This is a genomic window from Enterobacter sp. 22452, assembly GCF_052045065.1.
Taxonomy (GTDB): Bacteria; Pseudomonadota; Gammaproteobacteria; order Enterobacterales; family Enterobacteriaceae; genus Enterobacter; species Enterobacter mori.
Window position 1 is genome coordinate 931,544 of sequence record NZ_JBQEOB010000001.1, and the last position, 20,120, is coordinate 951,663.

The window sequence follows — 20,120 nt, forward strand, 5'->3', positions numbered from 1 at the left end:
GAGCCTGAGTGCGAGATCCGCGCATTTTTCACATAACGGGTCAAGTATCGTTCGATATGGGATGCTGGCGGCCAAAAATAGCCTCCATTCGCGCACCGCCCAGCAGGCTTTCACCCGTTTCAATTTTGCCATCGTACTGATCGACAATCTCCCGGGCGACGGCTAACCCCACCCCCTGACCCGGACGCAGCGTATCGGCGCGTTGACCACGATCAAACACCACTTCACGTTTATTGCGGGGAATGCCGGGTCCGTCGTCTTCAACGATGACGTGCAGCTCGTTATCCGTCTGACGTGCGGACACTTCCACAAACTCCAGGCAGTATTTACAGGCGTTATCGAGCAGGTTCCCCATCACTTCCATGAAATCGTTTTTCTCGCCCACGAAGCTGATTTCCGGCGAGATATCGAGGCTGATGTTTACCCCTTTACGCTGATACACCTTGTTCAGCGCGGAAGTGAGGTTGTCCAGTAAAGGCGCCACCGGATGCAGCTCGCGGCTCAATAACGCACTTCCTGAACGCATGCTGGCGCGATGGAGATAATAGCCAATTTGCTGCGAGATACGACTGATCTGCTCAAGCATCACAGGCTCTGCGTCATCGACGCTGAGCGTTGAGCTACGCATGGAACGCAGCGTGCTTTGCATGACCGCCAGCGGCGTCTTAAGGCTGTGCGTCAGGTCGGTGAGCGTGGTGCGGTATTTATCATAGCGTTCGCGCTCGCTTTTCAGCAGGCGGTTAAGATTACGCACCAGGCTGGTGAGTTCGCGCGTGGTTTCCGGGTTGAGCTTTTCACGATGATGTTCTTCCAGCTCGCGAACCTCTTTGGCCAGTGATTCTATCGGACGCAAACTCCACCATGCTGCGACCCACAGCAGAGGGATAACCAGCAGAAGATTGGCGGCCAGAACATACACGAACCAACTCCAGACCATGTAAGAACGTTTAAGCTCAACCGGAATGGTGTCGATCACCACGATGGTCAGTTGCGGCATGTTCATGGTAGCGGGATAGAGATTAATGGCGACGGAGTGGGTCATCTCCGTGTCGTCGTCATCCTCGCGTATCTCATTCAGCTTTAGCTGAAGGGCGCGATCGTCATGCAGCAATGCACTGGTTGAATTGAGATCGGCCTCAATCTCATGAAAACCATTCGTCCTGATCCATTCCGGTCGAATGCGTTTTTTCAACCAGGGGACGTCGCGCTGAGCCCACAGCAGTTTGCCTTTTTCATCATAAATTAACGCCAGCGTTGGGCTTTGCTGATTGAGGTGCTCAGGCATATCCACGGTAATGTGGTTATCTTCCCACTTCGCCAGGGTATAAAACAGGTTACTTTCGCCGCGTAACAGACGGAAGGTTGTTTTATCGAAGCTCACGCTATACCCGACCAGCGCCACTATCCCATAGGAAAGAGAAAGCACCAGCACCACAGCAGCGGTTGCCAGCAGAAAGCGAACCCGCAGCGAAAGGGGCAGAAAGTGTCGTGAAATTCCTTTCATTAGCGTAATTCGAACAGGTAACCCTGACCACGAACCGTGGTGATCACGTCCTGCGGGTATTGCGCCTGAATTTTTTTGCGCAAACGTCCCATCAGCACGTCAATGGTGTGGCTCTCCCGTAGCTCGGCATCCGGGTAAAGCTGGAGCATTAAGGAATCCTTGCTCACCACTTTGCCGTTATTACGGATAAGCGTCTCCATGATGGTGTACTCGAATGCCGTCAGCTTGACCACTTCATTGTTGATGGAAAATTCGCGGCGGGAAAGATCAACCTGGAATGGCGGAAGGGAGATAACCTGCGAGGCATGACCGCTGTTGCGACGTAACAGCGCCTGCATGCGCGCAGCGACTTCTTCGATATGAAACGGCTTCGTTACGTAGTCGTCCGCACCCGCGCTGAGCACTTCCACTTTATCCTGCCAGCCTTCACGGGCGGTCAGGACCAGCACCGGCAGAGAGACGTCATGGCTGCGCCAGCGACGGATCAGCGAGAGACCGTCTTCATCCGGCAAGCCTAAATCGACAATGGCGATATCCGGCAGGTGTTCATTGAGATAATAATCGGCTTCTTTTGCATCTTCAGCATCGTCCACCTGATGTCCCATCTCCTGAAGCTGAACTTTCAGGTGATGTCGTAGCAATGCGTTATCCTCAACAACCAGTACGCGCATCATCTCTTCTCCCTAAATAATTGGTATGAATAGTTTAACGCTGATTATGTAGTTTGAAACCAGCGTCATGAAATTAAATGACTTTTTTAATGCTACCAGTGCCTTGGGGGCGTCTTGGGGGCATTGCAGTCGGCATCTGATTATTCAGCATATTGACCTGATCCTGGTTCATATCTCCAATCCACTTCGAGTAAACCTCGTACACCATACGCGCATCCTCATGGCCCATCTGGCTGGCGATAAAGGAAGGATTAGCACCGGCCATTAGCGTCCAGCAGGCGTATGTGTGTCGGGACTGATAGGGATTTCTTTCACGTATCCCGGATAGTTTAGTGCCCCGTTTCCACCCATACGAAATCGAGTTCTTCGAAAAATATCGGTTCTTGCCCGACGTGCACCTCTCAGGAGAAAAAACGAAACGTAGATTTTGCGTTTCGGTTTTGCCAAGCTCCCGATGATGGAAGATGATTTGCTGCCTGGGACTATTGCCGGTGATTTCGTACTGCTCCTTCAACGCATCAAGGGCAGGCTTCAGCAGAGTGATCGTTCTTATCCCGGCATCAGTTTTGGGCGGCACAAACAACCCTTTATTCGTAAGGCTTCTGGATACATGAATTTCACCTTTCTTCAGGTCGATATCATCCCATGCCAGAGCACAAACCTCACCTGGCCTCATTCCTGTATGGACAGACACAATAATGATTAAAACCCACTTGCGAGGGAGGAGAGCAATTAACGCATGATACTCATGAAGTAAAAGCGGATCAGGATCTGCCTTTGATAGCTTGAGCCTCGATACTCCCTCATAAGGAGCGTGTAATATAAACTGGCTTCTGTTCGCAAGCTTCAGCATTTCTGATAAAACAGCCATCTGTTTATTGACTGTTGAAGGCGCGCGACCTTTTTTGCTCCGATTGGGCATCGAAGGATTAACAACCTCCCCAGTAAGTAGCTCTTTGCGGTAATTCAGAACATCAGCATGCTGAATATCAACCAGGCGAGTGTTTTCGCCCACAACACGCTTAAGGGTATTAACCACAGAGACAATGGAATGCAATGTAGCTTCTGAGACTTCCAGCGCCTTAGTATCTATAAAAAATTCACAAAGATCGTTGAATGTGCCGATTCGTTTAGTTGATGAGAATTTTTTAAGAGCCTTTGATTCAGGGAAGCGCGCCGCGTAATCGAACTGGCCGAACTGGATCTCACTTACGATGACGGCGCGAAGGTTTCCCGCCTTCTTGATGTTGCTGCTGTTAACCACCCAGCCACGGAGAACTTCGCGGCAGCGAATGCCGCGATAGGTAAAAGTGATCCTGATTTTTCCGTTATGAAGTTCAACGCCGGTTGGAAAGTTCATCATGCTTCCTGAATAAATCTATTAATCAGCGGGAAGTTGTACCAGACCAAAGCGCGTTTGCTTTCTCCGCCGGGTACCGCAGGTACTCGCTTAAAATGAACCCCTTCAATCCAGCATCCGAGGCGATAAGCTTTTATTTGCCTGTCATCCAGCCCCGTTTTTTCAGTTAGCTTTCCCGCCACCATCCACTCTTCATCAAAAATGATTTGCGCCATGCTTAACTCCATGACGCCGCCACGATACCGCAGCGGCAGATAGTATATTGATTGTCAAAAATCATCGACCAAGGCCAGGGAGGCACCGGAGATGCCTGGCACCGGTCATTGCCGTGGCCACGTAACTACGGGGGCGGTTAACAACCTCAACCGTAATTTTTCTCCCTTGGAACTTGATGGTGTAAAAAGTCTGCTTGTCGCTGCGACCATGCGCGCCATATTTCTCAAAATGGCATTTGAGCGCGGCGGCGCATGCTGGCCCGCCGATGCTGTCTCCCTTGCTACGGTTAATCAGACGCACAGGATCCTTCCTGATGGTTGATCACGCTGTGGGCAAGCCCGGCGGCCATAACCGGTAACTCTTCATACTGATTGCAATAAGCCGGGTTGGAACATAAGCCCTGCAGCGCTGCAATTGTCAGCTGTTGCAGGTAGGTAACAGACGAAAGCGGCGAGTATGTTTCAGGTGCTGGTTCGGACTCGATTTTCGGCTTTGCAGTAACGGTCGGTGGAGCGAGCACGACAGGTTTTGGCAGCTCAGGGCGGCGGTATTCCACAATCGCATCAAGGGCTATTTTCTGACGAACGCTGATATCGTCAGACCACTGTTCAAGAATCGTAGTAGCAACGTCTTGTACTTCATCATCACTGAAATAAGGCGACAGAGAGAATTCAGTCGTGGTGATATCTGCAATCAGTAACGGGAAAATATGCTCGATGTCTTTACCCGTGGTGGCGGTGAGATTTTCGATATCGTCCTGGTCACCGATGTTTGTGCGCCCGGACATCAGCTCGTTTAATGCATGGGCGATTTCAATCTCGCGATCATTTAGCGCGGAAGGCACTTCCTGTTTTTCGACTTCATTTGAGGAGGTGGCGTTTATCAGAGTATCAACTGAGAAGACTCCGCCGCCCATATTCTCCACCCGCGGCTGATCACCAGCCTGCTTTTCAGGTGTGGAGTCCTGAGCGAATGCCTCGTTGAGTTCTTTGTCGAGTTGCGCAGCTTTGCCAGGGCAAACTGCTGGTGGCAAAGTTTCGCCAGATACAGGCGGTTTGGCTTTATCATTTTCGATTTCCTCAGGGTTGGCGCGAGGTTTTGGGCGGCAAGCCTTATCAATCGTTTTCTGATCGGGGTGCGCGTGGTCAGATTCAACCAACTCGCGATTGATGTACTCACGCAAGGCGACGGGATCCATCCAGAGGTCTTCCTGAGCAGATTTAATCAGGGCGATAATGGCTGCGCGTGAATAGTCCAGAATGCCTGGGGTACCGCGCAGCTTTTTCCACCAGGCTGTGAAGCGGGTGTCCTGCTCAGCTTCGGCCATGGCCTTAGCGGGAATGAAAAACTTGTTTGGAATTGAGTAAATATCGATTTCGTCGAAGGTGCTCAGAATCGCAACAGCAACCTCTATCTTGAGCGTAGAGAGGTTGTGTACCAGATCCGGGCTTCGGTCTGTCTTATTTCCCCCGCCCAAAGTGGAGCCAGTGTCTGTGAGGTTTTCTTCGGTGGTAGTACGAACAGTTTGAGGTCGCTTATCTACCGGGGTATCGATCCATTTAGCGATCTGCTTTTTGATATCCGGCCACTGCGCAGAATCTTTTGTGTTCTCACGTACCCATGCGAGAAGCTGCTCCTGCCGTTCCGGCGCCAGCGCCAGCGCACGGGTCTCTTTCGCCAGTGCCTCTGCCAGTTCGCGGGTAAAGCTGCCAGCATCATCGTTAATCAGGTCTACGATCTGGCCGAACTGCGCCGTAGTGATTCCAGGGACCGGCCCGAACAGTGCCAGACAAGCTGCTCGTGATGCCTGGTCAAGACGCGCAACGGTTTTAATTTCTTCCTGTGCCTTGTTGTCCTCCCAGTCTGCTTTTTCATTGATTTCTGGCTGTGGCGCTGCAGCTGGCTCACCTGCATTCACATTCCATATAGCAACGGTATCGAAAAATGCAGGTGAGAAAACATCAAGCTCAGGGCAGGGTAAACCTTCTCGGTGTTCCCAGATTTTAACTTTGAAGAAATCATCAATGTGTTCCGGGTGTTCAGCTGCCAGCTTGCCAAAAATAACGGCTTCAGCTATGGCTTTTGTGGTCGCATTAACAGCAGTGGCAAGCGGTTTTAAATCCGGACATTTTTTTAATGCTTTATCTTTCGGGAAATAAGCGCCGCCGAAAACTTTTAATTCAACAGACATAATTACCTCTATTAATTTTTGGGGAAGTGATGTTTATCGATATGGTTTTTGAATAACGCGCCTTACATTTCTTAACGCGTTACGCCTTTCTCTTTTTTCATTGCATTGCTCACATAAATAAATCGTGCGCTTAAAGGGGTATATGTCTGTTTTCCTTTCATGCATTCCCGATTTCTTATATTCTTGGCAGCAAACAGCGCAATGACAAATGGCGTCATTCATATCAGTTAAGTTGTTGGCGTTTGTAATCGTAATAAGACATGCCACAAGCGTTCTGCGCTTCTGCGAAATTCACAGACAGCAAGCTAATGTGCTTAACAGCGCAAACCGGGCAATGAAATTCACCGAGCACGTAGCCACTGTCAAGCACGACGGTTACAGGACCTGATGAAGGCAAATGAACTACACCTGAAATGGTACCGTTAATATTAAAGGTGGCAATTTCTTTATTTACGATAACAAGATTCAGTTCAACGGTTGTAACGCTCACTTTCATTTTTAACTCCTTGACTCAGGATGTGAGAATCCCTGCCGTTTAAGGCATAGGTTTTAAATTGAGAAAACTAAATTGCTTTTAAACTATTACGCCATTCCTGGTGAGGTTGGCGATGCACAACGAAATTTCTGTATTTCCGTAATACTTTCCAGGCGGCATGGCATCCAGCAACATCACGAAGAAATACTGAAGTTACGAGTTTTCCCTGTGCCCAGGCAATTTGTTGTTCCGGTGTTAATTGTGTCTTATCCATATAGGAACACTCCACTGGCTTACGCCACATTCATGAAACTGCCTGGACGAACTCGGTAAAGCACAGTGCTTCTTCACCCTCCGCCAGACTGTTGAAATACTCTTCGTATGCTTTTTCCATCTCAAACCCCTGTTTGCTGCTTTGCTTTGTGAATCACCCTTATCGCCGGGTAGGCGGAACGTTTACCTGTCGCACCTGTTGTGCTTCGATGAGTAGAGGATACAACACAAAGTAGATGTGTCAACACCAAAAGTAGAAATCAAAGAGGTGTTAACTACTTATGGTAGTGTTGGAAGGCGTAAAAAAACCCGGCATGGGCCGGGTTCTTTGGGACTTTTTTTACTTCTGCGGGTTGTTGGCGTACTTCAGAAAGAAATCATAAAGCTGTTTATACCGCATTTCGAATGCAAGTAGCATGTTCTTAGCTTCAGCGCTTGGGAACTGTCGATACACACGAACTAGTCGTTTTTCGTCTTCGCTTAACTCTCTGAATTCCGCATCACTGCCGGTGTCTGACTCTGTCGCCTGGAAGCCCGAAAACTCAGTGTCCTGAAGCTTAGCTGGCGCACTCTCACCTTCGCCGTAGTCAAGCCATGCCGCTTGGACATTCAGCCAGTCAGCTATTTTCTGCAGTTTCTCATCGCGTGGCTTAGCCGTGCCCAGCGTATAACGACGAGCCATTTCGTATGTGACATCGCAAGCCTGGCTTAAATCCTTTACGGAACGGCGCTGTCTGCGCATTTCATCGGTCAGCCGGTTCGCGAAATCTTGATGTTTATTCGCTTTTTCTACCATAGGTAGAAGAGTAAGGCACGGCGCGGTCATAGTCATTTCTATTTTTCGTAGTTGTATATTCTACTTTATGTAGTATATTGCAGTCATTGGCTCATTCAGGAGAACACGATGACTACTTCATACAAGAACATAACTGAAAAGGCAGTGAGGTCGATCGGTTCGGTTTCGGCCGTTGCCCGAAAATTCAACTTTAAGTCCTCACAGTCAGTTGCAAACTGGATTATTCGAAACCGAGTTCCAAGTGAGCGAGTGATAAAGCTCTGTGAATTTGGCGGCTGGAGTGTCACCCCGCATGAGTTACGTCCGGATTTGCATCCAACCCCTACCAGTGGAATTCCTGTTCAGGATATCCCACACGCGCAAAAGGAGTCTGACTGATGGAAATCAAAAAACTGGCATGTGAGCTGGAGTCTTGGGCGCAGGAAAAGGGCTGGAAGACGGTGACGCAGCTGATAACCCCGCATCACTTTGGCGATCTTCTCCAGCCACTGGATGACGTTTCGGATCCGGATGAGTACGCGCGGCGGCTGCACAACAACAAGCAGATTATTCAGCGTGCGTTCCGCAACGATACGCCGAACTACCTGAAACAGGCTGAAGCGCTGAGTTATGCCATCCGTACCGCCATTGATAACGAGCTGGCGCAGAAGGACTGCATGCACTACCGGGCGGCCAGGGTGAACAAAGAGTGCATCGAAGCCACCAATGCGGTCTTCACTGGCAAACCACAACCGGTAATCCGCCGCGAGACTCTGGAAGCGATCGACGCCCTGGCGCAGCTGGTTGGCGTCAAAGTGAAGCTCGTTTCGACTTGTTCGAACGTAGCCTAGTTCAGTTGTATCGAGGTGTTCTATGAGCATGGAACTGATGGTTCAGGCGATGAAGGTCAAGGTGGGAAACCCGCTTCGTAAGCTGGTCCTGCTTAAGCTGGCCGATAACGCAAGTGACCAGGGCGAGTGCTGGCCGAGCTATCAGCATATCGCTGATCAGTGTGAGATCAGCCGTCGTTCAGTCATGAATCATGTTGCCGCGCTTTGCGAGTCTGGACTGATGCGAAAAGAGACCAGATCGGGGCCTAAAGGTAACGGCAGTAATTTCTACCGACTAACCCTGAGCGGTGCAAATACCAGCGCAAGGGTAGTGCAGGAGATTCACCAGGGTGGTGAAGCAAATTCACCAGGGGATGGTGCAGGAGATTCACCAGATGGTGCACCACATTCACCAGGGGATAGTGAAGGAGATTCACCCAGAATCAGTCACTCTTCTGAACCAGTCAAAGAACCAGAAAATAATTCTTGTCCGGACGCTTCGCTGTCGGACGAACAGCTGGCCAAAGATGCGTTTTTAAATCGTCATCCAGAGGCCGTGGTTGCCCATGCAGGAAAACGGCAGTGGGGAAGCAAGGAAGATCTGACCTGCGCTCAGTGGATGTGGAACCGCATCGTCAAGCTTTATGAAAAAGCCGCTGAGACAGACGGGGAACTGGTGCGCCCCAAAGAGCCTAACTGGGCTGCATGGTCCAACGAAATCCGGCTGATGTGTGCCATTGATGGCAGAACACATAAGCAAATTTGCGAAATGTTTTCGCGTGTACAGCGTGATCCGTTCTGGTGCCGAAACGTGATGTCACCGTCAAAACTGCGCGAAAAATGGGATGACTTAATTCTACGGCTGACATCGGCAAGGGCAGCTCAGAATCAGGCTGGTGGCCGGGATATCAATCGGATCTCCCGTCCTGACAGCACCGTTCCACCAGGATTCAGGGGGTAAGCATGCAAAACGCAGGTTCCATTCTCGATCGCCTTCGCCGCGTCATTCCGGCAGGCGTAGAACCCAAATTCAAGAACGCCGCTGAGCTGATGGCCTGGCAGCGGGAAGAAGGGCAAAAGCGTGCAGCTGAGATTGACAAGATCAACCAGCAGGCGCGGGCAGAGAAAATTTTCGGGCGATCCGGGATCCAGAACCTGCACCGCAGCTGCAGCTTCGCGAATTACACGGTGAACGGCGACGGCCAGCGCCATGCCCTGAGTATGGCAAAGAGCTATGCGCAAAATTTTGGAACCGGCTTTGCGAGCTTCGTTTTCACCGGAAAGCCCGGCACGGGAAAAAACCACCTCTCAGCGGCGATCGGAAATTATCTGCTGAAACAGGGGCGAACGGTTTTGATTGTGACCGTGCCGGACCTGACCCTGCGCGCCAGGGCCTGCTATGACGAAGGGCGTTCTGAAGCCGCGCTGCTGGATGACCTCTGCAAAGTGGATTTGTTGGTGCTCGACGAAGTAGGCATTCAGCGCGACAGTCGCGGCGAGAAAGTTTTGTTGAACCAGATTATCGATCGCCGCCTGGCCGCTATGCGCCCCGTTGGCGTTCTGACCAACCTGAATTACGACGCGCTGGTAGAGACCCTGGGGGCAAGGGTTATTGACCGCCTGCGCATGGATAACGGCATTTGGGTGAACTTTGACTGGGAGAGCTATCGCGGAAACGTTAGCCACCTGAGACCTGTTAAGTAACTTTTGAGGAGAAAATTATGGAAACCGTACTGGACGCATTGAAAGCCATGAAAAAAGCGACATATCGCGAGGTTGCTGCCCGTCTGGATATCGAACCCGTTGAAGCGCTGAATATGCTGCGCGAGCAGAAAGAACAGGGTTTATGTGATTTTTACGATGGGGCGTGGTCTCTCGGTACCGCGAAAGAGCAGAAGCCGAAGCGTATCAGACCAAAGCAGGTATCACCGTTGGTTGAGAGGGTGCTGTCCGCAATGCAGGGGCAGGGGGCAATGACCGCCAATCAGGTTGCCGAAAAACTGGGTAAAGGATCGCGAGCGCTGAATGCCTCGCTGGGTGCGATGTGCAAGGACGGTCTGGTCCTGCGCCATGTTGACGGGAAAAACATCACCTGGAGCCTGAAAGCTGACAGCGTGCCAACCCCAGCGAGCACAGCTCCTGTCATAGAAACCAACGAAACAGCATCCGCTCCTGTAGAGAAAACCACTGCCAAAATCGTTGAAGACATCCCTGCTTTCGCCAGCCGTCCGGATGATCTGATTATTCCGTCATCGCGTTATATCTCGACTGAAATCCGCCGCACGAAAGCGAAGCTGTCGAATCTGCAACGTCTTCAGGCTGCCGTTCGAGAGCTGCGTCGCCACAAGCATCTGCTACAGGGGTTGGGAAATGACTGATTTACCAAAATGCCCTGACTGCGGCATGGCTCCTTCACTGAGGATTCGCAGCAGGGGAATGAACTGGGGTTCGGCAGAGGTGCGCTGTTCGAACGGTTGTCCCGGCCGCCGCGTGGGCTTTTCATTCCCGTCTGGCGGTGAGATAGCGGCCAGACAGTTGCTTGAAGAAAAATGGAAAGGGGTAGTGGAGGGTTAGTGACTATGTCTGAGCAAATAATTCTGGATATGTGCTGCGGTTCCCGTATGTTCTGGTTCAACAAGCGCGATACGCGCACGCTCTTCGCTGACATCCGAAGCGAAGAGCATGAATTATGCGACGGCCGCCGCCTGGTTATCCGTCCTGATTTGATAGCTGACTTCCGCGCGCTGCCGTTCGCTGATGCGTCGTTCCCGGTTGTTGTGTTTGATCCTCCACATCTTGAGCGTGTCGGCCAATCGGCATGGATGGGGAAAAAATATGGTCGATTGAACAAAAATACATGGCGTTCTGACCTACGTGCCGGATTCAAAGAGGCGTTCCGTGTTTTGCGGACCCATGGTGTGCTTATTTTCAAATGGAATGAAACTCAGATCCCAGTGAGCCAGATTTTGGAGCTAACAGACGAGAAACCTGCGATCGGCCAGCGTACCGGGAAGAACGACAAAACCCACTGGATCATCTTTGTGAAGGACTAACCCATTAGCACTACCGTGGCGCACGTAGCAGATGTTGGGCAGTTTGTGCCCGGTTACGTGTTGCTGAGCATCGCGCTACCCTCATTGAATGCGGAGCCTGTGGCATGGCTGTGGTCATACAGAAAACACCCGAGTGAGGTTACGCTCGTTCGACCAGAGGATGATGATCGCGCAAATGCGGCGCATTGGTCTGGGTGGAGTTGCCGAGCGCTCATCGAATCACCGCGGCAGGGGTGAAGTAAAGAGTGTGGTTATTTAACTCTACTGAGTAACCATACTATGGCAAGGACGCCAAAAATTTGCGCCGCTATGAGCGGAACATTAACGACATAGGGGAATATGTCACCTTCAGGAACGCCAAGATTCCAAATGAATTTGTAAGTGAAGTCAAACGACTGACCGTTAACCATTTTATCTGTTGGAACGATTATAAACATAAGTGCAACAATAAAAGCCGCAACTATCCTTACGTAGTTTTTCTTATCCATATTAACTCTGAGTTAAATCACTATGCCAAGCTCCAATATAGCAGTAAAACCGTAAGAAGATCGCGTCAAGGTAAACGTTGACCTAGCGGCCTCAGGCGTGGCGTACAAAGAGCGTCTGAATATGCCGGTTATCGCCGAGGTGGTGATGCGTGAGCAGCCGGAGCATTTGCGAGATTATTTTTTGGAGAGGTTGAAGTTTTACCGGGAAGCGTCAATAACTTTACCGAAGCCATCGGATCCTCGTTATGTTGAGATGGCAGATCAAAATTCAAAATAGCTCATTAGGAGGTGGAAATGGAAAATAGCATTAGCATCACACGGATTCTTGAAAGAGAAAGAGAGCTTGAGGATCTGGTAAAGGTATGCCTTGATGAGCTTGAGGTGATAGACATACATGCTCAGGTTTATTCAATTCCTCTTTCCCGCCTAACGAACGCAGAGCAAGTGGTACATTGGGTATGGAAACTTGCTGAGAGAGGTGATTTCGCCATGGATGTTGTTCGTAAATTCACTGAAGTCGCGTCCCATCATGTGGGGTTTGACGCTAAAAAGTAAATTGCTGAGGACGGATTTCAGAGGTATACACATGTTTTACATTCCGCTCGCATCTTAACCAAATTTTTGTCGGTATAATGATTTTTACAGACGAACAACGTGTGAGGTCCGGGATTTATGACTTGTGAAGTTTGTAACAAACAACCCCTTGGACGAAGGGATCCACCTCTTGCATGCATGGTCTTGCAAGGGGATAAATCCGTTAACTTCAGCTATCATGGTCGCGAAGCAAACGAGCGTTATTACAATTGCTCAGAATGCGGTCATGAGTGGATGAGAGAGACAGGAAACTGCGGTGAAGGCTGGATCCCTTAACTATTTTTCGTTTTTTTACAAATTGGTTTTCTGAAATCATCCCGCCATAATTGAGTCATCGGAGCCTGAACAACTCCGGTGACTTCTCCGCATTTAAGGGGACTTAAATGCGACCACAATCTGAACTCCTCACCTAGTCACAGATGCAGAAATGCACCTGTGATTTTGTGCATTCTGCGTTTTCCGTCAAGGAGGCCGTATGGCCCTGCCTATATATTGCAAGTACCAGCAGCTGCGCGATAAGCATGAGGTAAAACCGTGAACCGCTGGCGCTGCAATTAGGGGCTGTATGGTTAGTTGTTTTAATCCTGCTGGTGGTGCTGGCTATGAGAGGAATTGATTGTTGATTAATCACTTACCCGCCTCGGCGGGTTTTTTGCGCCCAAAATCTTGACCCTCGTTTTTTTGGTGATACTGTATAAATATACAGTTAATTGACAGGGGTGGTCATCATGGGTTTTCCATCACCAGCAGCAGACTACGCAGATCAGACGCTCACTATCACCAGCCTTTGCGGCTATGACGGTAACTGCCGCACCATCGAAATATCAGCCGGGTACGCGATTATCAACGTTGCCAGAAAACCCGAAATTGGTGACACCGTTCTGATCTCGTTCTGCGGGGGGCTGGACTTTGCATCTGTCCAGGGTAAGGCGCTCATCACACAGGATGGGGAGGCGATAGAGGGGGATGCTTTGGACGATACGACGGTGATGGGAGTTGTCACGCACCTTCTGAATCGCGTTACCGATACTGACAACAGACCGGTAATTTAGCAGACCGTACACGATTCCTGTGCTTTAAGGACCGATCGGTTACACAGATCAATTACGGTTAATTGATCTTTCTAACCGCTTAGACGTTCGTTAGTGGGACTGCTTTAGTAACGTTCAGCGCGCAGGGAGAAAAGGGACGGCCCCGATTAGTCGGGGGAAACTGAATTGAATAGGATTTTCCGTTATGAATGAGCAAGAGTTAATTGCTGCCGTTCGCCCTGCTGGACGTTATGAGGTAGTGAGCCAGGAGGATGGCTCCTTTGTTGTTGTCCCGGTACCTGCCGAAGCAATACTCATCACCAGGGAAGCACTCAGACAATGCCTTGAGCGCTTCCGCAACCCTGACAACTGATTTATAATAATCAAGCTGGCCTGAACAACCAGCGCCTGTCGCACCATCACCGGAGAAAAGTGATGGCGCAAAGAACCACCCCGAATTACCCACACCGCCCGTTAATGCGCGGGGTTTCTGCTTGTGCTGGTGGTCCAGCATGAAGAAAGCAGATAGCCTCCATCTTTCACGTGTGGCCGCGCTGGGCTGCATCGTGTGCAGAAATCAGAACCTGGGCGAAACGCCTGCGGAAATCCACCATATCCGAACCGGGCAGGGCATAAGCCAGCGCGCTGACCATCGAAAATCAATTCCCCTGTGCCATACGCATCATCGCAACGGCGGTTATGGTGTGGCGATTCATGCTGGCCGTAAGCAATGGGAGAAAAACTTCGGTACCGAGTTGCAGCTGCTGGAGCAGGTCCAGTTAGAGCTGGGGGTGTTCTATGCCTAAATACATCATCACCCCAGTCGGTAAACCCCGCATGACTCGCCGCGATAAATGGAAACAGCGCCCGCCAGTGATGCGCTATCGCATGTTTTGCGATGAAGCCCGCCTGCATGGAATCAGGGTGCCGGAGAGCGGCGCCCATATAACCTTCGTTTTGCCGATGCCGCCGAGCTGGAGCAAGAAAAAGCGCGATGCTATGGACGGCCAGCCCCATCAACAAAAGCCCGATCTGGACAACTTAAAAAAATCTCTTTTGGACGCCTTGTTTGAGGATGACTCCCACATTTGGGACGCCCGGACATCAAAAGTATGGGGCGAAACCGGAATGATAATTATCGAGGACATAAAATGACGCCACGCCAGAAACGCCAGTATTTTGAAGGACTGGGAAAAACCGCAATGGCGCCACGCAAGAGCTGGCTCGGGAAAAGTATTCTCCTGACTGATATCCAGTCCGGATGGATTAAATCGCTGCTAACAGTGTGGGGGGAATCTGTACGCGGCGGAACGGCTCCGGCCAAACCGTGCGGCCATTCGTGCTGGAATGTGCTCAGTGGAAAAAACTGGTCTGATAAAGCGCTTGAGCGGTTTACGGCGGCGTTGAACCAGGCGAGAGAAGAGGGATACCGTGGAGAGCAGGCAATGAGGCGTGCGCGCTCGATACTCTGGCCCGAACCGCCGGTGAGTGTCATTGACGCAGCGATGTGCAGTGATGACGCGAAATTTATTGAGGATGTGGTGCTGCAGGCGTTCGATTTGAAGGATCCTGTTTATCTGGTTGGCCGTCAGTATTACACCACCAGGAATAAAATCTCTGACATCACCAGAGAACTGCAGAGCTTAGCACCATGGCTGACAGAACGAGCGGCGAGAGAGCGGGTAACTTGGTGCCTGCAGATATTCAGGGCAAAAGTCTATCTGTCAGCAAAAAAAGTGCTGGATTGTTGATCTGATTACAGGCTCGAATCAGTATGCTAAGCTGTACATGTACAAGAGAAGAGGTGTGTATGCGCAAAGTTAGTTATACCCAGATGAGAGCTGAGCTGTCCGATATTCTTGATGCGATCAGGAACGGAGAGACTGTTGTTGTTACCCAGAGGGGACGACCTGACACTGTGTTAAAGGGCTCAATTAATTCTGGTCGCAGTGTCTTCACTGAGTCGCAAAGGGAACATCACTCAACCGGTTGGACCGAGGTATTGAAGACTTCCGATGGACGAGTGAAGTTTGTCAAAAAGGCATCCAATGGCCAAATTCTTAGTGAGGTCTTAACTGATAGTCCGAAAGTGTCATTCTATGATGCACTCGAATTAACTAAGAAAAAGCATGCCAAAATCATTAAGGCCCTGGAAGATAAATAATGGATGAAATTGAATTTTTAACCATGGAGCAGGTTGTCCAGATTCAGAATTCAACATTGCCCAATAGCGGTCCTCCGGATGAAGATAGGCTCCATGGTGCGCTCTTTCGTGTACAGACGCTTGCCGAATATGAAGGGTGCGAGGATATTTTCGCCTTTGCGGCGATGTACCTAATAGCTATAGCAAAAGCCCATGCTTTCAATGATGCAAATAAGCGCACCGCATTTCAGGCAACCAGCGTTTTCTTGCTGATGAACGGTTATGAACTTAACGCCTCGTTTGAGCTGGTGAAGCTTACCGTCCTTGCCGCTATGGGTGAGGCTGAGCTGGAAAACACAGCGTTTGCTCTCCGTATCCTGTCAGACTATCGTAATGATATCGTGGCAGAACATGATTACATGGCTTGAGTTTACTACGCATCTCTAACCCGCCCAGGCGGTTTTTTCGTCTGGTTTTTCACCTGGCAATTAACTGTTTCCAAATTAAACTTGAAAACGCGTCAAAAAAGTTGATAATCAATCCATGCTTGGCAGAGCTGCGCCACGATGGCAGCGATGTAAAGCGACAATTTGAAAAAACTTTAAACCCCGCCAGCTGGGGTTTTTTGTTATCCGGCGATACGACAGGGGTATTCGCGAAGGTGCATTGCACCAGTACCCCTGTCTCATCGCCGGTCTTAGCATTCCACAGCCAACACTAACGACAAAAAAATGCTGGTTTTGTCAACAATTTAACTATATGGCGTAGTGCATTATGATAAATTGTTGGTGCTAGCTAAAAAAGTGAGGTGAGGGATGTTACCTAAATTACCAGCTGAGACGGTGGGGCAAATTTATAAAGATTTATTCCAACCGGCTTTGCGTCAATTTGGTGCGGCAGGGGAGAGTGTAGCAAAAACGGTTTGCTTGCTCAGCTTGCCTTTCGTGTACGGGGCTGGAAGATATGATCAACTTCTTGAGAGAGTTAAAAAATCATTTGAAAAAGTACCTTCGAGTGATTTAACAGAGCCTCCAGTAAATACTGTTTTCCAAATTGCTGAAAAATTAGTATCCATGCCTGTTGATGATAGTATTTCTAAAATGTATATGGAGTTATTATCGTCTTGTGTAAATAAAAAGTGGATTAACTCTGTACATCCAGCTTTCGTAAATCTAATAAGCCAGATATCAGGGGATGAGGCACGTTTTATCGATTTTCTATCTCAACGAGAAAGAACTATATATTTAAAAAGAGATGATTCATGGATTACACCTACTCATGAAGAAATAAACAATGTTTTGATTCCTTGGTATGGTTCAGTTCTTGATGGAATGCCCATTAAGGAAACAGTCATTTATCCAGGTGTTTTTAATGTGCCTGAATATTTCTTTACTTATTTAGAGCATCTTCATTCATTAGGAGTTATTGAATACGTCCAAGGGCCTGAAGATCTTTTGAATATTGAGTTTATTAATAGCATTAAAGGTTATGGGCACTGGTACATTTCATTGTCCAAATTTGGTCGTCTTTTCCATAACGTATGCATTAAAAACTCAGGCGCAACCGCCTAACTTTAACACTGAGATAATTTTCCCAAAGGCCGAATTCTTCGGCCTTTTTTAATTCATTGAAAATAAGCGCCCGCGAATAGCGAGGTGAGAGCATGTATCGAATGGACAAAATAACTACTGGCATTTCCTACGGCGCATCAGGAGGTAGTGCCATTTACTGGTTCAGAAGACTTCTTGACGGTTATTCACCCGAACAATGGGCAGCTATAGGTGTGATTGGTAGTTTACTGTTCGGCTTGCTCACCTTTCTTACTAATCTCTACTTCCAAATCAAAGCAGACCGTCGACGAGTTGCGCGAGGTGAATAATGTCCAACAAGTCAAAGCTCAGCGCAGCAGTGCTGGCGCTAATTGCGTCGGGTGCATCTGCTCCACTCATATTCGACCAGTTCATCAGCGAGAAAGAAGGCAATGCGTTGGTGGCGGTTGTTGATCCGGGTGGAGTCTGGTCTTTATGTCACGGCGTGACCGTCATCGATGGCAGGCGTGTCGTTAAAGGAATGAAGGCCACAGAAGAACGATGCCGGAAGGTTAACGCTATTGAACGCGATAAGGCATTAGCCTGGGTTGATCGCAATATCAAAGTGCCTCTGACAGAGCCACAGAAGGTGGGCATCGCATCCTTCTGCCCGTATAACATCGGCCCCGGTAAATGTTTCCCTTCAACCTTCTATAAGCGGATCAATGCCGGTGACCGTATCGGTGCATGCGAGGCAATCCGCTGGTGGATTAAAGATGGTGGCCGTGATTGCCGCCTGACTAAAGGCCAGAAGAATGGCTGTTATGGGCAGGTCGAGCGGCGCGATCAGGAAAGCGTACTTGCGTGCTGGGGGCTGGACCAATGAAAATAAATCCGGGTCTTATAGGCGTTGTCGTTATTGCTGTCCTTTCGGTCGCTCTCGTCAAGAGTTGCTCCGACGCAAGTAGCCTTCAGAGCGATAACGACGTTCTGCGAAGTGACAACTCTATGCAGGGGCAGGTAATCGCCACCCAGGCATTCAACTTCAATCGGTTCAATCAGGTTGCAGAACATGCCAACAAGCTTAACTCCCTGATCGACACCAGCACCGAAGAAACCGTAATCGAATACCGGGAGATTCTCCACCGTGAAAAAACCTGTGATCTGCCTGTTCCTGCTGATGTCGCTGGTGGGCTGCTCAGCTACGCGCACCGTTTACGTGCCAGCGCCATGCACGCCGATTCCGACAGAGCTAACGCGGCCAATGTTAGTTCCGCTTCCTCCAGCGCAATGACATATTGCCAGGCTGTTCTCTGGATTAAGCCTCTGTTGGCCGTTATTGAGAAGGGTAACAACAACTTCGCGAGCATAAGGCAGATAGAGCTGGAAAGAAAAAACTAGGGATGGCTCGTCCTTGAGCACACGGGTATTCCTGAACGACGACTTTACCTGACATAGCAAAGCCTGAAATTAATTTTAGAAAACAGTGGGTAATTATCAAGCGAAGCGAGGAAAAAACATCCCTTCTGAGACAAGATCCGTAAGTTCAGAAGGGAGACCAATCTGGTCATCATTACAAGGAGACTCGAACTATAAAGGAAACTGTATGGGAAACCAGACATATTAGAATAACTTTCTGATTTAAAAAGTTTTAATTTAATATTAATTAACCTGATAAATATTTAAGCAAGGCTTAAATTTTTTAGTTCAGATACGAAAAATGTTGATTTTATACTAAATTAAAAATGCACATGCGAATCGACATTTCTGGCACTCAGTGGATCCCCCTATGCGGAGGGGCAAGCAGTCGATGCTGGGCGTAACGTTTGCGGACTTGAAGACTGTGGCAAGTTCACCGGGAGGCACCCGGCACATGAGTGAAAGATAAGGGAATATATAATTTGTCGACCAAGGTGCGAATTGCTACTTACTTACTGCTAGACCCAGCCAGTTCTGTCCGAGCTGGCTTTTTTTTGAAAAAATGCCCCCACAAGGGAGGCTACAGGAGTCTCAGTTTCACATGCTCTTTTTATCGATGTTTCCCTGGAGTTGGCATTCTCCACATCAGAGTCACGTTTAGCCTGGCACTTAACTGGGAATTAACAAGCATAAGCGGTTAGATTGAAAAATTAATTAGATTCTAGATCAACTGATTTTGGCCAGTAATTGTAAAAAAAAGCCCTCCAGTGGAGGGCAGCTGAAAAACGGCTAGTTTCGTTTAAGGTGCTATTTTCTCTGGTATTGGTAGGAGCCAGTTCAGAGAATCTTAATGATGGACGACCTGGTCGCATTAACAAGCGTAAGCGGTAGGTTTTAAGAGTTATCCTGGATTATCCCCTGTGGCGGATAATAACTACAATATCCCCACCCGAGGATATGACTGTCCCCCCAAGGCATCTGAGGCTCTATGGGTCCTTTCCGGCTATCAAACATGTTACGGGGCGGCGACCTCGCAGGCTCTCGCTATTTATGAGTTACTGTAGGCAACCACTGCTTCCTTTCTTCTTGTTGCTTTGCCGTATCCCTTAATGCGGATAAAGAATGTCTCTCTTAAATCGATATAAATAAACAAACTAAACCATAGGCTTGGTCGTTAGATATGCCACCACGTATTAAAAGGCCATGCAGGCACAAAGGCTGTGCCGCGCTGACAAATGACTCAAGTGGCTACTGCGATGAACATCGGCAGCAGCATGCCGGCGAAGGATGGCGCAACTATCAGAACGGCAAAAGCCGACAAGAGCGTGGATACGGGCGTCCCTGGGAAGTCAGGCGTGCACGTATTCTCCAGCGAGATAAACACATCTGCCAGTCGTGCCGACGCGTTGGTATAGCAACCCGTGCGAGTACCGTCGACCATATCCTCGCTAAGGCTCACGGCGGAACGGATGATGATTTCAATCTGGAAGCATTGTGCTGGCCATGCCACAGAGCTAAGACTGCAAAGGAGCGTCTCCGGTGAAACTCGGCAGGTCAGCACATGGGGT

28 protein-coding genes and 1 pseudogene are annotated in these 20,120 nt (G+C 49.3%); 19 read left to right on the forward strand and 10 right to left on the reverse strand.

The window, feature by feature from the left end:
* Positions 1-40: 40 nt before the first annotated feature.
* The 9 genes from phoQ to ACTJJA_RS04510 all read right to left on the reverse strand — a co-directional run bounded on the left by phoQ (position 41) and on the right by ACTJJA_RS04510 (position 7,522).
* Positions 41-1,504: a two-component system sensor histidine kinase PhoQ gene (phoQ, locus tag ACTJJA_RS04470; RefSeq protein WP_440666397.1), complete on the reverse strand. Its 1,464-nt coding sequence runs from the start codon at positions 1,502-1,504 to the stop codon at positions 41-43.
* Entirely contained in the window at positions 1,504-2,175 is a 672-nt protein-coding gene (phoP, locus tag ACTJJA_RS04475; protein ID WP_010429800.1) for a two-component system response regulator PhoP, read from the reverse strand. The genes phoQ and phoP overlap by 1 nt, the downstream gene beginning before the upstream one ends.
* A 73-nt stretch (positions 2,176-2,248) precedes the next feature.
* Positions 2,249-3,535 carry an Arm DNA-binding domain-containing protein gene (locus ACTJJA_RS04480; protein WP_440666399.1) on the reverse strand — a complete coding sequence of 429 codons (1,287 nt, stop codon included), beginning with the start codon at positions 3,533-3,535 and terminating at the stop codon, positions 2,249-2,251.
* Positions 3,535-3,750, reverse strand: coding sequence for an excisionase family protein (gene xisR, locus ACTJJA_RS04485; protein ID WP_010429804.1), 216 nt, complete (start codon positions 3,748-3,750; stop codon positions 3,535-3,537). Before xisR ends, ACTJJA_RS04480 begins: the two co-directional genes overlap by 1 nt.
* A gap of 61 nt (positions 3,751-3,811) precedes the next feature.
* On the reverse strand, positions 3,812-4,051 hold the full coding sequence (locus ACTJJA_RS04490) for a DUF4060 family protein (protein ID WP_010429806.1): 240 nt from the start codon (positions 4,049-4,051) through the stop codon (positions 3,812-3,814).
* Positions 4,038-5,942, reverse strand: a complete 1,905-nt coding sequence (locus ACTJJA_RS04495) for an exodeoxyribonuclease VIII (RefSeq protein ID WP_440666401.1) — start codon at positions 5,940-5,942, stop codon at positions 4,038-4,040. Before ACTJJA_RS04495 ends, ACTJJA_RS04490 begins: the two co-directional genes overlap by 14 nt.
* Positions 5,943-6,165: 223 nt before the next feature.
* Positions 6,166-6,438, reverse strand: coding sequence for a hypothetical protein (locus tag ACTJJA_RS04500; protein WP_032677900.1), 273 nt, complete (start codon positions 6,436-6,438; stop codon positions 6,166-6,168).
* A 67-nt stretch (positions 6,439-6,505) separates the two neighbouring features.
* Positions 6,506-6,691, reverse strand: coding sequence for a hypothetical protein (locus tag ACTJJA_RS04505; RefSeq protein WP_131774834.1), 186 nt, complete (start codon positions 6,689-6,691; stop codon positions 6,506-6,508).
* Between the two features lie 339 nt (positions 6,692-7,030).
* The gene (locus tag ACTJJA_RS04510) at positions 7,031-7,522 is read right to left on the reverse strand and encodes a helix-turn-helix domain-containing protein (protein ID WP_395291802.1); all 492 of its coding nucleotides are present in this window, start codon (positions 7,520-7,522) and stop codon (positions 7,031-7,033) included.
* 72 nt (positions 7,523-7,594) lie between these two features.
* Here ACTJJA_RS04510 and ACTJJA_RS04515 point away from each other — a divergent pair, with 72 nt between their 5' ends.
* The 6 genes from ACTJJA_RS04515 to ACTJJA_RS04540 all read left to right on the forward strand — a co-directional run bounded on the left by ACTJJA_RS04515 (position 7,595) and on the right by ACTJJA_RS04540 (position 11,348).
* Positions 7,595-7,864: a transcriptional regulator gene (locus ACTJJA_RS04515; protein ID WP_395291801.1), complete on the forward strand. Its 270-nt coding sequence runs from the start codon at positions 7,595-7,597 to the stop codon at positions 7,862-7,864.
* Positions 7,864-8,316, forward strand: a complete 453-nt coding sequence (locus ACTJJA_RS04520) for a hypothetical protein (RefSeq protein WP_395291800.1) — start codon at positions 7,864-7,866, stop codon at positions 8,314-8,316. Before ACTJJA_RS04515 ends, ACTJJA_RS04520 begins: the two co-directional genes overlap by 1 nt.
* Before the next feature lie 22 nt (positions 8,317-8,338).
* A complete protein-coding gene (locus tag ACTJJA_RS04525; protein ID WP_440666404.1) occupies positions 8,339-9,256 on the forward strand; it encodes a helix-turn-helix domain-containing protein in 918 nt (305 codons plus the stop codon).
* Positions 9,257-9,258: 2 nt separating this feature from the next.
* On the forward strand, positions 9,259-9,999 hold the full coding sequence (locus ACTJJA_RS04530; protein WP_395291798.1) for an ATP-binding protein: 741 nt from the start codon (positions 9,259-9,261) through the stop codon (positions 9,997-9,999).
* A 17-nt stretch (positions 10,000-10,016) separates the two neighbouring features.
* Entirely contained in the window at positions 10,017-10,673 is a 657-nt protein-coding gene (locus tag ACTJJA_RS04535; RefSeq protein ID WP_395291797.1) for a DUF1627 domain-containing protein, read from the forward strand.
* A gap of 201 nt (positions 10,674-10,874) precedes the next feature.
* On the forward strand, positions 10,875-11,348 hold the full coding sequence (locus tag ACTJJA_RS04540; RefSeq protein ID WP_395291796.1) for a class I SAM-dependent methyltransferase: 474 nt from the start codon (positions 10,875-10,877) through the stop codon (positions 11,346-11,348).
* 251 nt (positions 11,349-11,599) lie between these two features.
* On the opposite strand, the gene ACTJJA_RS04545 is transcribed toward ACTJJA_RS04540, so the two are convergent.
* Positions 11,600-11,836 (reverse strand): hypothetical protein, encoded by a 237-nt coding sequence (locus ACTJJA_RS04545; RefSeq protein ID WP_047955386.1) that lies wholly within the window; start codon positions 11,834-11,836, stop codon positions 11,600-11,602.
* 22 nt (positions 11,837-11,858) lie between these two features.
* Between ACTJJA_RS04545 and ACTJJA_RS04550 the strand changes: the two are divergent.
* The 13 genes and pseudogenes from ACTJJA_RS04550 to ACTJJA_RS04610 all read left to right on the forward strand — a co-directional run bounded on the left by ACTJJA_RS04550 (position 11,859) and on the right by ACTJJA_RS04610 (position 20,095).
* Positions 11,859-12,113: pseudogene (locus ACTJJA_RS04550) on the forward strand (DNA polymerase III subunit theta).
* Positions 12,114-12,130: 17 nt separating this feature from the next.
* On the forward strand, positions 12,131-12,391 hold the full coding sequence (locus ACTJJA_RS04555; RefSeq protein WP_395291795.1) for a hypothetical protein: 261 nt from the start codon (positions 12,131-12,133) through the stop codon (positions 12,389-12,391).
* 767 nt (positions 12,392-13,158) lie between these two features.
* Entirely contained in the window at positions 13,159-13,482 is a 324-nt protein-coding gene (locus ACTJJA_RS04560; RefSeq protein ID WP_320688709.1) for a hypothetical protein, read from the forward strand.
* A 491-nt stretch (positions 13,483-13,973) separates the two neighbouring features.
* On the forward strand, positions 13,974-14,267 hold the full coding sequence (locus ACTJJA_RS04565) for a Ref family recombination enhancement nuclease (RefSeq protein WP_395291794.1): 294 nt from the start codon (positions 13,974-13,976) through the stop codon (positions 14,265-14,267).
* On the forward strand, positions 14,260-14,616 hold the full coding sequence (locus ACTJJA_RS04570; protein ID WP_440666408.1) for a RusA family crossover junction endodeoxyribonuclease: 357 nt from the start codon (positions 14,260-14,262) through the stop codon (positions 14,614-14,616). The genes ACTJJA_RS04565 and ACTJJA_RS04570 overlap by 8 nt, the downstream gene beginning before the upstream one ends.
* Positions 14,613-15,212, forward strand: coding sequence for a hypothetical protein (locus ACTJJA_RS04575; RefSeq protein WP_440666410.1), 600 nt, complete (start codon positions 14,613-14,615; stop codon positions 15,210-15,212). Before ACTJJA_RS04570 ends, ACTJJA_RS04575 begins: the two co-directional genes overlap by 4 nt.
* Before the next feature lie 59 nt (positions 15,213-15,271).
* Complete coding sequence (locus tag ACTJJA_RS04580; protein WP_440666412.1) at positions 15,272-15,625, forward strand: type II toxin-antitoxin system Phd/YefM family antitoxin; 354 nt, start codon at positions 15,272-15,274, stop codon at positions 15,623-15,625.
* Complete coding sequence (locus ACTJJA_RS04585) at positions 15,625-16,032, forward strand: type II toxin-antitoxin system death-on-curing family toxin (protein WP_440666414.1); 408 nt, start codon at positions 15,625-15,627, stop codon at positions 16,030-16,032. The genes ACTJJA_RS04580 and ACTJJA_RS04585 overlap by 1 nt, the downstream gene beginning before the upstream one ends.
* Before the next feature lie 387 nt (positions 16,033-16,419).
* Complete coding sequence (locus ACTJJA_RS04590) at positions 16,420-17,175, forward strand: Abi-alpha family protein (protein WP_440666416.1); 756 nt, start codon at positions 16,420-16,422, stop codon at positions 17,173-17,175.
* Between the two features lie 92 nt (positions 17,176-17,267).
* Positions 17,268-17,483 (forward strand): class II holin family protein, encoded by a 216-nt coding sequence (locus ACTJJA_RS04595; protein WP_440666418.1) that lies wholly within the window; start codon positions 17,268-17,270, stop codon positions 17,481-17,483.
* Positions 17,483-18,019 (forward strand): lysozyme, encoded by a 537-nt coding sequence (locus tag ACTJJA_RS04600; protein WP_440666420.1) that lies wholly within the window; start codon positions 17,483-17,485, stop codon positions 18,017-18,019. The genes ACTJJA_RS04595 and ACTJJA_RS04600 overlap by 1 nt, the downstream gene beginning before the upstream one ends.
* Positions 18,016-18,534: a hypothetical protein gene (locus ACTJJA_RS04605; protein WP_440666422.1), complete on the forward strand. Its 519-nt coding sequence runs from the start codon at positions 18,016-18,018 to the stop codon at positions 18,532-18,534. Before ACTJJA_RS04600 ends, ACTJJA_RS04605 begins: the two co-directional genes overlap by 4 nt.
* 1,198 nt (positions 18,535-19,732) lie before the next feature.
* Entirely contained in the window at positions 19,733-20,095 is a 363-nt protein-coding gene (locus ACTJJA_RS04610) for an HNH endonuclease (RefSeq protein WP_214594167.1), read from the forward strand.
* Positions 20,096-20,120 lie beyond the last annotated feature (25 nt).

What these genes read in the sequence shown, in the direction of transcription:
- phoQ (WP_440666397.1), bottom strand. Translation starts at nt 1,504, where the DNA reads ATGAAAGGAATTTCACGACACTTTCTGCCCCTTTCGCTGCGGGTTCGC.
- phoP (WP_010429800.1), bottom strand. Translation starts at nt 2,175, where the DNA reads ATGCGCGTACTGGTTGTTGAGGATAACGCATTGCTACGACATCACCTG.
- ACTJJA_RS04480 (WP_440666399.1), bottom strand. Translation starts at nt 3,535, where the DNA reads ATGAACTTTCCAACCGGCGTTGAACTTCATAACGGAAAAATCAGGATC.
- xisR (WP_010429804.1), bottom strand. Translation starts at nt 3,750, where the DNA reads ATGGCGCAAATCATTTTTGATGAAGAGTGGATGGTGGCGGGAAAGCTA.
- ACTJJA_RS04495 (WP_440666401.1), bottom strand. Translation starts at nt 5,942, where the DNA reads ATGTCTGTTGAATTAAAAGTTTTCGGCGGCGCTTATTTCCCGAAAGAT.
- ACTJJA_RS04500 (WP_032677900.1), bottom strand. Translation starts at nt 6,438, where the DNA reads ATGAAAGTGAGCGTTACAACCGTTGAACTGAATCTTGTTATCGTAAAT.
- ACTJJA_RS04505 (WP_131774834.1), bottom strand. Translation starts at nt 6,691, where the DNA reads ATGGATAAGACACAATTAACACCGGAACAACAAATTGCCTGGGCACAG.
- ACTJJA_RS04510 (WP_395291802.1), bottom strand. Translation starts at nt 7,522, where the DNA reads ATGACTATGACCGCGCCGTGCCTTACTCTTCTACCTATGGTAGAAAAA.
- ACTJJA_RS04515 (WP_395291801.1), top strand. Translation starts at nt 7,595, where the DNA reads ATGACTACTTCATACAAGAACATAACTGAAAAGGCAGTGAGGTCGATC.
- ACTJJA_RS04520 (WP_395291800.1), top strand. Translation starts at nt 7,864, where the DNA reads ATGGAAATCAAAAAACTGGCATGTGAGCTGGAGTCTTGGGCGCAGGAA.
- ACTJJA_RS04525 (WP_440666404.1), top strand. Translation starts at nt 8,339, where the DNA reads ATGAGCATGGAACTGATGGTTCAGGCGATGAAGGTCAAGGTGGGAAAC.
- ACTJJA_RS04530 (WP_395291798.1), top strand. Translation starts at nt 9,259, where the DNA reads ATGCAAAACGCAGGTTCCATTCTCGATCGCCTTCGCCGCGTCATTCCG.
- ACTJJA_RS04535 (WP_395291797.1), top strand. Translation starts at nt 10,017, where the DNA reads ATGGAAACCGTACTGGACGCATTGAAAGCCATGAAAAAAGCGACATAT.
- ACTJJA_RS04540 (WP_395291796.1), top strand. Translation starts at nt 10,875, where the DNA reads ATGTCTGAGCAAATAATTCTGGATATGTGCTGCGGTTCCCGTATGTTC.
- ACTJJA_RS04545 (WP_047955386.1), bottom strand. Translation starts at nt 11,836, where the DNA reads ATGGATAAGAAAAACTACGTAAGGATAGTTGCGGCTTTTATTGTTGCA.
- ACTJJA_RS04555 (WP_395291795.1), top strand. Translation starts at nt 12,131, where the DNA reads ATGGAAAATAGCATTAGCATCACACGGATTCTTGAAAGAGAAAGAGAG.
- ACTJJA_RS04560 (WP_320688709.1), top strand. Translation starts at nt 13,159, where the DNA reads ATGGGTTTTCCATCACCAGCAGCAGACTACGCAGATCAGACGCTCACT.
- ACTJJA_RS04565 (WP_395291794.1), top strand. Translation starts at nt 13,974, where the DNA reads ATGAAGAAAGCAGATAGCCTCCATCTTTCACGTGTGGCCGCGCTGGGC.
- ACTJJA_RS04570 (WP_440666408.1), top strand. Translation starts at nt 14,260, where the DNA reads ATGCCTAAATACATCATCACCCCAGTCGGTAAACCCCGCATGACTCGC.
- ACTJJA_RS04575 (WP_440666410.1), top strand. Translation starts at nt 14,613, where the DNA reads ATGACGCCACGCCAGAAACGCCAGTATTTTGAAGGACTGGGAAAAACC.
- ACTJJA_RS04580 (WP_440666412.1), top strand. Translation starts at nt 15,272, where the DNA reads ATGCGCAAAGTTAGTTATACCCAGATGAGAGCTGAGCTGTCCGATATT.
- ACTJJA_RS04585 (WP_440666414.1), top strand. Translation starts at nt 15,625, where the DNA reads ATGGATGAAATTGAATTTTTAACCATGGAGCAGGTTGTCCAGATTCAG.
- ACTJJA_RS04590 (WP_440666416.1), top strand. Translation starts at nt 16,420, where the DNA reads ATGTTACCTAAATTACCAGCTGAGACGGTGGGGCAAATTTATAAAGAT.
- ACTJJA_RS04595 (WP_440666418.1), top strand. Translation starts at nt 17,268, where the DNA reads ATGTATCGAATGGACAAAATAACTACTGGCATTTCCTACGGCGCATCA.
- ACTJJA_RS04600 (WP_440666420.1), top strand. Translation starts at nt 17,483, where the DNA reads ATGTCCAACAAGTCAAAGCTCAGCGCAGCAGTGCTGGCGCTAATTGCG.
- ACTJJA_RS04605 (WP_440666422.1), top strand. Translation starts at nt 18,016, where the DNA reads ATGAAAATAAATCCGGGTCTTATAGGCGTTGTCGTTATTGCTGTCCTT.
- ACTJJA_RS04610 (WP_214594167.1), top strand. Translation starts at nt 19,733, where the DNA reads ATGCCACCACGTATTAAAAGGCCATGCAGGCACAAAGGCTGTGCCGCG.